General features: G+C 70.3%; 8 protein-coding genes. 2 read left to right on the top strand and 6 right to left on the bottom strand.

The features are described from left to right. A partial coding sequence (locus FKV24_RS14890) for an MFS transporter (RefSeq protein ID WP_249041039.1) occupies window positions 1-1975 on the bottom strand: 1975 nt, incomplete at its 3' end. Window positions 1976-2166: 191 nt separating this feature from the next. Next, on the bottom strand, window positions 2167-3465 hold the full coding sequence (purD, locus tag FKV24_RS14895) for a phosphoribosylamine--glycine ligase (protein WP_111267523.1): 1299 nt from the start codon (window positions 3463-3465) through the stop codon (window positions 2167-2169). 197 nt (window positions 3466-3662) lie between these two features. Here purD and FKV24_RS14900 point away from each other — a divergent pair, with 197 nt between their 5' ends. After that, on the top strand, window positions 3663-5099 hold the full coding sequence (locus FKV24_RS14900) for an alanine/glycine:cation symporter family protein (protein WP_211371882.1): 1437 nt from the start codon (window positions 3663-3665) through the stop codon (window positions 5097-5099). Continuing rightward, the gene (locus FKV24_RS14905) at window positions 5096-5647 is read left to right on the top strand and encodes a hypothetical protein (RefSeq protein ID WP_141482948.1); all 552 of its coding nucleotides are present in this window, start codon (window positions 5096-5098) and stop codon (window positions 5645-5647) included. Before FKV24_RS14900 ends, FKV24_RS14905 begins: the two co-directional genes overlap by 4 nt. Before the next feature lie 137 nt (window positions 5648-5784). Here the strand turns inward: FKV24_RS14905 and FKV24_RS14910 are convergent, their stop codons facing one another. The 4 genes from FKV24_RS14910 to FKV24_RS14925 form a co-directional block, all read right to left on the bottom strand. Continuing rightward, window positions 5785-6867, bottom strand: coding sequence for a calcium/sodium antiporter (locus FKV24_RS14910; protein WP_141482949.1), 1083 nt, complete (start codon window positions 6865-6867; stop codon window positions 5785-5787). Window positions 6868-6875: 8 nt separating this feature from the next. Continuing rightward, window positions 6876-8486, bottom strand: coding sequence for a bifunctional phosphoribosylaminoimidazolecarboxamide formyltransferase/IMP cyclohydrolase (purH, locus tag FKV24_RS14915; RefSeq protein ID WP_141482950.1), 1611 nt, complete (start codon window positions 8484-8486; stop codon window positions 6876-6878). A 157-nt stretch (window positions 8487-8643) separates the two neighbouring features. Further along, entirely contained in the window at window positions 8644-8916 is a 273-nt protein-coding gene (gene fis / locus FKV24_RS14920) for a DNA-binding transcriptional regulator Fis (RefSeq protein ID WP_111267520.1), read from the bottom strand. A gap of 124 nt (window positions 8917-9040) precedes the next feature. Beyond that, on the bottom strand, window positions 9041-9486 hold a 446-nt coding region (locus tag FKV24_RS14925; protein WP_249041040.1), incomplete at its 5' end, for a DUF3426 domain-containing protein.

Here is a 9486-nt window from a genome sequence, read left to right on the forward strand (position 1 = left end):
CCTGCGCCTCCAGCCCGGCCGCGGTCGCGGTGGCGCCGTCGACCGGCGGCGCGGCCGAGGTTTCCACGTGCGCGCGGAAGCGTCGCGGGACGCGCATCCGGCCAAACCGCGAATCGCGCCGGCTCCACATGCTCGCCCACATCCCGCGCAGCGCCAGCGGCACCACTGGAACGTTCTGTCCGCGCGCGCGGGCGCGCTCCAGGATGCGCTCGACGCCGGCCTTGAACGGCGCGATCGTGCCGTCGCGGGTCAGCGCGCCCTCGGGGAATATCCCGACCAGCTCGCCCTCGGCCAGGGCCGCGTCGATCTCGTCGTAGGCGCGCTGCAGCAGTTGCGGGTCCTCCTTGGCGCTGGCGATCGGAATCGCCTTGGCGGTGCGGAAGATCCAGCGCATCACCGGTATGTTGAAGATCCGGTAGTACATGACGAAGCGCACCGGCCGCGGGATGCAGGCCGACAGGATCAGCGCGTCCATGTAGCTGACATGGTTGCAGACGATCAGCGCCGGCCCCTCGTCGGGCACGTGCTCCTCGATGCCGCGCACCCGCAGCCGGTACAGCACCCGCACCAGCAACCAGCTCAGGAACCGCATCAGGAACTCGGGCACGATGGTGAAGATCCAGATCGCGACCAGGGTGTTGAGCACCGCCAGGGCCAGGAACACCTGCGGGATCGTCCAGCCCAGCAGCTTCTGCGCGGCCAGCGCCGACATCGCCGCCAGCACGATGAAGCCCGAGTTCTGGATGTTCAGGCCGGCGATCACCCGCGACAGCTCGCTCTTGGGCGAGCGGCTCTGGATCAACGCGAACAGCGGCACCACGAAGAAGCCGGCGAACAGGCCGATGCCGACCAGGTCGGCGACGATCCGCAGGCTGCCGTCGGCGCGCAGGAAGCCGGCCAGGTCCAGGCCGGCGGCCGGGGCCAGTCCGGTGCGGGCGAAATACAGATCGAGGATGAACGCGCTCATGCCGAACGCGCCCAGCGGCACCAGGCCGATCTCGACCGTGCGTCCGGACAGCTTCTCGCACAGCAGCGAGCCGACCCCGGTGCCGATCGAGAACAGCGCCAGGGCGACGATGTACAGGGTCGCGTCGCCGCCCAGGTGCAACTCGGCGTAGGCTGGCAGCTGCGAGGTCAGCACCGTGCCGACGAACCAGAACCACGACACCCCGAGCACCGCGTTGCGCACCGCCAGCTGCTTGCGCGCCAGCTTCAGCATGTGTATCGACTCGGGGATCGGATTCCAGTTGACCTGCAGTTCCGGCGCACCGGCATCGACCCGTGGAATCATCCGGCTGATCAGATTGCCGGCCACCGCCAGCGCGATCACCGCCAGGCCGCTGACCCACGGGGCCTGGTCGCCGGCCAGCTTGAACAGCAGCCCGCCGAGGATCATGCCCAGCAGGATCGACATCGAGGTGCCCATCTCGACCAGGCCATTGCCGCCGGTCAGCTCCTCCGGTCGCAGCACCGAGGGCAGGATCGAATACTTGACCGGTCCGAACAGGGTCGATTGCACACCGGTGCAGAACAGCGCGACCAGCAGCACCGGCAGGCTCTGCAGGTAGAAGCCGACCGCCGCCACCGACATGATCGCGATCTCCATCGCGGTGGTGATGCGGATCAGCCGGTGCTTCTCCAGCTTCTCGGCGACCTGGCCGGCGAGCCCGGAGAACAGGAAGTAGGGCAGGATGAAGATCGCCGGCGCCAGGCTGGCGTACAGCGCCTTGTCCTCGCTGCTGGCGCCGAGCCAGAACAGCATGCCGATGATCGCCTGGCGGAAGACGTTGTCGTTGAACGCGCCCAGCGCCTGCACCACGAAGAACGGCAGGAAGCGGCGCTGCTTCAGCAGTCCGAACTGGCTGTGCGCGACCGGCAGGTCCGCGCGTGGGTCCTGTGCGGCGACTGCGCCGACGGTGGCGTCGGCCGCGGTATCGGTACCGGTCGTGTCCATCCCGGACGGGTTCTGCGCCATGCGTCCTCCTCGCGGTTTCGCGGGAGTGTAGCCGGTCGCCATGTTGCCGGTGGCGGCGGCCGGCGCGACGTCGACGTCCGCGCGCACTCCGACGCCCCCGCCCGGAAGGGGGCGGGTCATCGGAGTGGGCGAAGGCGCGATCCTGTCGCCGGCGGTACGGCGCGCGCTGGAATCGGGACCGCGCGAGCCGCTCAGGCCTCGACCGGCTCCTGTTCGCGCTCGATCGCGCGCCAGCCGATGTCGTGGCGGTGGAACTCGCCGTGCCAGGAGATCCCGGCGACCTCGGCGTAGGCGTTGCGCTGCGCCTCGGCGACGGTCTCGCCCAGCGCGCAGACGCACAGCACCCGGCCGCCGGCGGTGACCACGTGTTCGCCCTCGATGCGGGTACCGGCGTGGAAGACCTTGGCGCCGTCGACATCGGGGGTGTCCCAGCTGCCGATGGTGTCGCCGGTGCGCGGCTTGCCCGGATAGCCCTCGGCGGCCATCACCACGCCCAGCGAGGCGCGCGTGTCCCAGTCGACGCGGCGGCCGTCGAGCCCGCCGTCGATCGCGGCCTCGACCAGTTCCACCAGGTCGGACTTCAGCCGCAGCATGATCGGCTGGGTCTCGGGATCGCCGAAGCGGACGTTGAACTCGATCACCCGCGGCGCGCCGCTGCTGTCGATCATCAGCCCGGCGTAGAGGAAACCGGTGAACGGATGGCCATCGGCGGCCATGCCGCGCACGGTCGGCTCGATCACCTCGCGCATGATCCGGTCGTGGATCGCGGGGGTGACTACCGGTGCCGGCGAGTACGCGCCCATGCCGCCGGTGTTGGGGCCGGTGTCGCCGTCGCCGACCCGCTTGTGGTCCTGGCTGGTGGCCATCGGCAGGGCGGTGGCGCCGTCGACCATCGCGATGAAGCTGGCCTCCTCGCCGTCGAGGAACTCCTCGATCACCACCCGCGCGCCGGCCTGGCCGAACGCGTAGTCGGACAGCATGTCGGTGACCGCGGCCTCGGCCTCGGCCTCGGTCATTGCGACGATCACGCCCTTGCCGGCGGCCAGGCCATCGGCCTTGATCACGATCGGCGCGCCCTTCTCGCGGATGTAGTCCAGCGCCTTGTCGGCTTCGGTGAACACCGCGTAATGAGCGGTCGGAATGCGGTGGCGGGCCAGGAAGTCCTTGGCGAAGGCCTTGCTGCCCTCCAACTGGGCGGCGGCGGCGGTGGGGCCGAAGATGCGGCGACCGTCGGCGCGGAAGCGGTCGACCACGCCGGCGACCAGGGGCACCTCGGGGCCGACCACGGTCAGGTCGACGGCCTCGTCCCGCGCCAGCGCCAGCAGGCCGTCGATGTCGGTCACCGCGACCTCGGCGTTGCGGCACTTGGCCTCGCTGGCGGTGCCGGCGTTGCCGGGGGCGACCACGATCTCCTCGACGCGCGGCGACTGGGCCAGTTTCCAGGCCAGGGCGTGTTCGCGACCGCCGGAACCGATAACGAGGATCTTCATGGGCACTCCTGGCCGAGGGGGTGTATTGGGGATCACGGATTTTACGGGAGGTTCCGGAAGCGGGGCAGCGTCGGCGTGTCCCCGGGGGCGCCGGAGCGGCCGGATCGGGTCGGGAAGCGCGGCCGCGGGGCCGATCCTCATGCCGTTGCTACCATGGCCGGCATTGCCCGCCGGGGCTCCGGAGACGCTTGCAGCCGATGAAGGCCGTACTGGACGCGATCGAGGCGCTGCTGACGCCACTGATCGGCGGTATCAACACCGTGTTGTGGGACTACGTGCTGGTCTATGGCCTGCTCGCGGTCGGCCTGTTCTTCACCGTCGCCCTGCGCGGCCTGCAGCTGCGCCGGCTCCCGCACATGCTGCGGCTGGTCGCCAGCGGCACCCACGCCGACGCCAGCGGCATCTCGCCGTTCCAGGCGCTGTGCACCAGCCTGGCCGCACGGGTCGGCACCGGCAATCTGGCCGGGGTCGCGATCGCGCTGGGCGTCGGCGGCCCGGGCGCGCTGTTCTGGATGTGGTGCACCGCGCTGCTGGGCATGGCCACCGCCTATGCCGAGAGCACGCTGGCGCAGCTGTACAAGGAACGCGACGAGGCCGGTCAGTTCCGCGGCGGGCCGTCGTATTACATGTCGCGGGGGCTGGGCCAGCGCTGGATGGGCGTCGCCTTCGCGCTGGCGCTGCTGTTGAGCTATGGACTGATCTTCAGCAGCGTGCACGCCAACGCGATGGCGCAGGCGCTGGAGGGGGCGTTCGGGCTCGGCCAGGCGGCGGTCGCCACCGGGCTGGTGGTGCTGACCGCGGCGATCATCTTCGGCGGTCTGCGTTCGGTCGCCCGCTTCGCGCAGTGGGCGGTGCCGTTCATGTCGGTGGCCTACCTGTTGCTGGCCGGCTGGGTGGTGCTGACCCATCTGCCGGAGCTGCCCGGCGTGCTGCTGCAGGTGGTGCGCTCGGCGTTCGGGCTGGACGCCGCCGCCGGCGGCCTGCTGGGCGCGCTGAGCGTGGCGATGCTGCAGGGGGTCAAACGCGGCCTGTACTCGAACGAGGCCGGCATGGGCAGCGCGCCGAACGTCGCCGCCGCGGTCACCCCGGTGCCCAACCATCCGGCCAGCCAGGGCCTGGTGCAGGCCCTGGGCGTGTTCATCGACACCCTGTTGATCTGCAGCGCGACCGGGGTGGTCATCCTGCTGTCGGGCGTGCTCGGCGAGGGCGGCGACGGCGTGCAGCTGACCCAGGCGGCGATGAGCGCCTTCCTCGGCGACTGGGGCGCGGGCTTCGTCGCGGTGGCGATGTTCTTCTTCGCGTTCACCACGATCCTGGGCAACTACTCCTATGCCGAGGCCAACCTGCTCTACCTCGGCGGCGGCCGGGCCGGGCTGCTGGTGCTGCGGCTGGCGACCCTGGCGACGATCACCTGGGGCGTGTACTCGAAGGTGCAACTGGTCTGGAACGCGGCCGACGCCTCGATGGCGGTGATGGCCTCGATCAACCTGGTCGCGATCGTGATGCTGGCCGGCGTGGTGGTGCGGCTGACCCGCGATTACGAGACCCAGCTGCGCGGCGGCCAACAGCCCCGGTTCGAGATCGGCCGGCATCCGCAACTGGCGCGCGGCGTCGACAAGGATATCTGGCGATGACCGGCACCGCGTGGCTGCGCGGGGTGTCGTCGCTCCTGCTGGGTGCGCTGCTCGTGTCCTGTGCGTCGATCCCGCTGTCGACCGCGCTGCGTCTGTCGCGCCTGGATCGCCAGGCCTTCACGAATCTCGATCCACGGTCGATTCGTGTGCGCGTGGCGGTGCAGGAGGGCGTCGAGCTCAATCCCGATTCGATCGAGCTCGGAGTGATGCTGTCCGGGGCGGGCGCGCATTCCAGGGAAGTGTTCGCGCTGGCCGAGCAGTTGCGGACGCCGGGTACGCGTTCGGCCGGCCTGTTCCGTGGGAGCGAGGCGGTGGTCCAGCATGAACTGGCGCTCACCCCCGACTCGGCGCAACGTTTCGCCGAACTCCAGCATCGCGCCTTTTCCGACCAGGGCGGTCGCTACGAACTGGATGTCAACGCAAGCCTGTCCAGGCTGCCGCCGACCACCCGGGTGCTGCGGTTGTGGATCGATGTCCGGCTCGATCAGGACGGACCCTACATGGTGCTGTTCGACGGTGCTGAATTGCCGGTCGAGTACGACCGCTGACGCGCGGGCCCGCGACGGTGATTCCAAGAAACCGCACTGGCCGGAAGCGGACACCCTTAGGAGCGGCGTGAGCCGCGATGAGGCTTTCCCATCGAGCCCTGGTCGCGGTTTACGCCGCTCCGCGGGGATGCCGGGGTTTACCTTGGCGCGCCGTTGCGCGGGTTGCGCAGCGCGTGCGAGACCACCACCAGCAGGGTCAGTGCGGTCAGCGGGATCACGAACCACAGCATCACCGAGCTGAAGGTTTCCAGCGCCGCGTGATGGGTGTTGGCCAGCAGCAGATAGGCGACGTAGGCGATGTAGTAGCCGAGGAACAGTCCGCCTTCCCAGCGCGCGATGTAGTGGCCGGTAAAGAAGATCGGCAGGCAGGCCACCGCGGTGGCGACCATCACCGGGATGTCGAAATGCAGCGCGGCATTGCTGATGTGGACGCCATCGGGCGCCACCGCCGCGGTCGCGCCCAGCACCAGCAGCAGGTTGAAGATGCAGCTGCCGATCACGTTGCCGGCGGCGAGATCGCGCTGGCCGCGGGCGACCGCGAGGATCGAGGTCGCGATCTCCGGCAGCGAGGTGCCGATCGCGATCACGGTCAGGCCGATGATCAGCTCGCTGACGCCCAGCGACTGCGCGATGGTCACCGCCGACTGCACCAGCCAGCGCGCGCCCAGCACCAGCAGCGCCAGCCCGGCCACGAACAGCAGCAGGTTGAACCACAGCGGTCGCTTCGGCATGTCGTCGAGATCGTCGCCGGCCTCGGCGATGCCCTGGCCGCGCCGGCTCATCCACACCAGCAGCACGGTATAGGCGGCGGCGCCCAGCACCAGGGCGATGCCCTCGATGGGGCCGATCCGATGGTCGAGCGACATCAGCCAGACCGCGCCGGCGATGCCGACCAGCAGCGGTGCGTCCAGCCAGATCAGCTGGCGCGCGACCACCAGCGGCGCGACCAGGGCGGCGATGCCCAGCACCAGCAGCACGTTGGCGATGTTGCTGCCGAGCACGTTGCCGACGGCGATGTCGGGCGAGCCCTGCAGCGCGGCGCCGAGGCTGGTCGCCAGCTCGGGCGCGCTGGTGCCCAGTGCGACCACGGTCAGGCCGACCACCAGCGGCGACAGCCCGGTGGCCAGCGCGATCCGGGCCGCACCGCGCACCAGCAGTTCGGCGCCGCCGACCAGGGCGACCAGTCCGATGACGAGCCAGAGCGCGACGGCGAAGTCCATGGCGGGCATCAGTGCCGGAAGTGGCGCACCCCGGTGAATACCATCGCCAGCCCGTGCTCGTCGGCGGCGGCGATCACCTCGGCGTCGCGCATCGAGCCGCCGGGCTGGATCACCGCCTTGATGCCGGCGGCGGCGGCGGCGTCGATGCCGTCGCGGAACGGGAAGAACGCGTCCGACGCCATCACCGAACCCTCGACCACCAGGCTGGCGTCGGCGGCCTTGATCCCGGCGATCCGCGCCGAGTAGACGCGGCTCATCTGGCCGGCGCCGACACCGATCGTGCGGTTGTCCTTGGCGTAGACGATGGCGTTGGACTTGACGAACTTGGCGACCTTCCAGGCGAACAGCAGGTCGCGCAGCTGGTCGGCGCTGGGCGCGAGTTTCGACACCACCTTCAGCTCGTCCGCGGTCACCACGCGGGCGTCGGCGGTCTGCATCAGCAGGCCGGAGTTGATCCGCTTGGTGTCGATGAAGCCCGGGGTGACCGGCGCCAGCGGGATGCGCAGCAGGCGCACGTTGGCCTTTTTCGATGCGTAGGCGAGCGCCGCCTGGTCGTAGTCGGGCGCGATCAGCACCTCGACGAACTGGCGGTCGAGGATCGCCTTGCAGGTCGCGCCATCCAGCGGCCGGTTGAAGGCGATGATGCCGCCGAAGGCGCTGGTCGGATCGGTCGCATAGGCCAGCTCGTAGGCGTCGCCGCAGGCCACGCCCACCGCGACGCCGCACGGATTGGCGTGCTTGACGATCACGCAGGCCGGCGCCTCGAACTGGCGCACGCATTCCCAGGCCGCGTCGCTGTCGGCGATGTTGTTGTAGCTCAGCTCCTTGCCCTGCAACTGCTCCAGCGTGGCCAGCGAGCCGGGGGCGGGGTAGAGGTCGCGGTAGAACGCCGCCTGCTGGTGCGGATTCTCGCCGTAGCGCAGGTCCATGACCTTGACGAAACTGCCATTGGCCTGGGCCGAGAACGCCGAGCGTGCCGGTACCTCGTCCGAGGACTCGGCCGCGGCGGCGGTGATCGCCGACAGGTAGTTGCTGATCGCGGCGTCGTACTGGGCGACGCGGTTGAACGCGGCCACCGACAGCTCGAAGCGCCGGGCGGCCGACAGCGCGCCGTCGTTGCCCCGCATCTCGTCGACCAGCGCCGGATACTGCGCCGGGTCGGTCGCCACCGCGACGCGGGCGAAGTTCTTGGCCGCCGAGCGCAGCATCGCCGGGCCGCCGATGTCGATGTTCTCGACCGCGTCGGCCAGGGTGCAGTCGGCGCGCGCGGTGACCGTCTCGAACGGGTACAGGTTCAGCACCAGCAGGTCGATCGCGCCGATGCCGTGTTCGGCCATCACCGCTTCGTCGGTGCCGGCGCGGCCGAGCAGGCCGCCGTGCACGAGCGGGTGCAGGGTCTTGACCCGGCCGTCCATCATCTCCGGGAAGCCGGTGACCTCGCTGACGTCCTTCACCGCCAGTCCGGCGTCGCGGATCGCCCGGGCGGTGCCGCCGGTGGAGAGCAGCTCGACGCCCAGCCCGGAGAGGGCGGTGGCGAGTTCGATCAGGCCGGTCTTGTCGGACACGGACAGCAGGGCGCGGCGGATCTTCACGGCGCCGGTCGGTTGGGCAGCGGTCATCGGGGCGGGCATGTGCGGCGAGGGGAGCCGGCGATTATACCGGCGGAGGTCGCCGGAACCGCGGGGCAAGGCCGGTGGGAGCGGCGTAGGCGCGAGAAGCTTTGCGGGAAGGTCCCATCGCGGCTTACGCCGCTCCTACGGGGGGGCTGCCGGCCGCTCAGGACAGCCCGTATTCGCGCAGCTTCTTGCGCAGGGTCGCGCGGTGGATGCCGAGCATCGCCGCGGCACGACTCTGGTTGCCGTCGCAGTGCTGCATGACCTCCGCGAACAGCGGGATCTCCAGCTCGCGCAGCGCGATCTCGTACAGGTTCTCGGTGTCGCAGCCGTTCAGATCCCCGAGATAGCGGCGGATCGAAGTCGCCACGTGGTCGCGCAATGGCACGCGCGGCCCGGAACGGGCGGATTCGTTGCGTTCGGCGGCAGCGTTCAAGTGGTTTCCCCTGTGCGACGACGCCGTCATCGCCGATCAGGCGCCGGAGGGCGTGCGCGGGGCGGTAACGGGAGGAGGGAGTCTAGCGCGATGACCGGCCAGGCGACACCGCCTGGGATCACAATCACTGGAAATCGAAGGTGAACGCGACGATGTGCGGCGCCGGTTCGACCACGTCGAAGCTGACCGTCGTGCTCTGTCCGGGCTCGAGCACGTCGCCGGCATCCTGATTGCCGCGATACTCGTCGGGGGCGAACGCGCGCAGTCCGACCTGGCGACCGTCGACGTCGGACAGGCTCAGCACCAGCACCGGCCAGGCCTGCGCCCAGCGCGCATCGTTGCGGAAGCTGGCGTTGACGTGCAGCACGCCCGGGCGCTCCGGTCGCGGGGTCACGCTGCGATCGAGCATCGCGTAGGCCTCGGGCTGGTGCCAGGGCGGCAGATCGCAGAACAGGGCGGTGCACAGCGCGCCCAGCAGGGGCCGCCAGCGCGCCTGCGCGGCCAGCTCGGCGCGCTGCGACAACAGCAGTTGCAGCGCCAACAGCAGGGCGAGGCCGGCGACCGCCAGCA

It is taken from the genome of Marilutibacter maris, assembly GCF_006546735.2.
GTDB classification, from domain to species: Bacteria; Pseudomonadota; Gammaproteobacteria; order Xanthomonadales; family Xanthomonadaceae; genus Marilutibacter; species Marilutibacter maris.